Genomic DNA, 1,693 nt, shown 5'->3' on the forward strand with positions numbered 1-1,693 from the left:
GTAACAGTTAGCGACCCAGAATCAGGGTTTGATGCGGTAGTAGATGTTCGTTCGGGAGCCTGCAACGGCACCTCTATTGGCTGTGCTGATGCCACTGCTACCGGTGGGGCAGAAAAGGTGGGTTTATCAGACTTAACCATTGGTCATACCTATTATATACGAATCTATAGTTTGGGCAGTACCAACGCCAGTCGTGGAAGTTTCAAGGTTGGTGTTACGCATGAAGACCCTCCTGCCAATGATAATTGTAATAACGCCATTACCCTCATTTCCTCAACGACGCTCGCTTCCGGTGTTATTGGCACAACGGGTGGTGCTACCCAGAGTCTGGCAGCCATTACGTGTGGTGCGGTTACAGGCACGGCCGATGATGATGTATGGTATAAATTTGTAGCACTATCTATTGAACATACGATAACAGTTGCAGGAAATTCAGGATTCAATCCGGTAGTAGATGTGCGTTCGGGCACCTGCAATGGCATCAGTATCGGCTGTGCTGATGCCACCGGTAATAGTGCAGTAGAAACCGTAACTGTATCGGGTTTAACTATCGGCAGCACCTATTATATCAGGGTCTATAGTTATGGTGCTTCTGCCTCCAATAGCGGAACATTTACCATTAGTGTTGTTCATGAGGTACCACCTGCCAATGATGAATGTACCAACGCCATTACCCTCATTTCTTCTACCGGCATTTCTGGTGTTCTGGGCACAACATTAGGTGCTTCGCAGAGCCTCGAAGCCATTACGTGTAATGCATTAACCGGTACCGCCGATGATGATGTATGGTATAAATTTGTAGCAGTTTCTAATAAACATAATATAGCAGTTATCGGCGGTCCGGAGGTCGACGTGGTAGTTGATATTCGTTCGGGAGCCTGCAATGGAACTACCATTGCCTGTTCTGATGCAACCAAAGAAGCCGGAAAAGAAGAGTTGACATTATCAAACCTGATAATTGGCAACACCTATTATATCAGGGTTTATAGTTTTGGCAATGCCAGAGCCAATCGTGGGCAATTCGGGATTTTGATTAACCATGAAGAGTGCCCTGCCACGGCAAATATCACCCAGCCCATTACAAGCGGAACAGTTACGATGAAAGCCATTCAGATTACTGCTACCAATCAGGTATCAGAGGCTAAGGTAACCTATCGGGGGGCGGATTCAGTTACCTTGCAGCCGGGTTTCAAAGCCACTGTAAACACAAGCAATGTTTTTCAGGCGATTATTGCGGGGTGTCCGTAGGGGGTGGGGTTTGACTTAACACTAGTGTGCCTGTAGGTCTTCCATGTTTTATTCAATACAAGTAATTTTACTTCAATTGTTAGAAATAAACTTGGTAAAACATTGATGTAGTTCTAAGCAGTCAATTCACAGCCATTACACGAATAAAGTTAGAAGCATAATAATAAGTAGCCTTTTTCTCGATGAGTTAAGCAAGAAGTCTGATAAAATTGGGCTTTATTGTTTATCTATTATTTAAAATTATTCTTCAAACGAATTATAGCTTTCAGGGAGAATTTTATTTATCATGAAAATATACTAAAAAAATCTATGCAGTCTAAAGAATATCGATTTTCAGATATAGAATACATTATTAATGATGGACTAATTTTAATGGTAACGGTAACTCCTTTAGAAGCTTCTGCTTTTGAAGAATATTTTTCTCCATTAGAAAGTGAAGAATTTA

Annotated in this window: 1 protein-coding gene; it reads left to right on the forward strand. The window is 42.1% G+C overall.

Annotated features, from left to right (window positions below):
- A partial coding sequence (locus EWM59_RS28165; RefSeq protein WP_165372322.1) for a 3-coathanger stack domain-containing protein occupies positions 1-1,248 on the forward strand: 1,248 nt, incomplete at its 5' end.
- Positions 1,249-1,693: the final 445 nt, after the last annotated feature.

The organism is Emticicia agri (genome assembly GCF_004168285.1).
Taxonomy (GTDB): domain Bacteria; phylum Bacteroidota; class Bacteroidia; order Cytophagales; family Spirosomataceae; genus Emticicia; species Emticicia agri.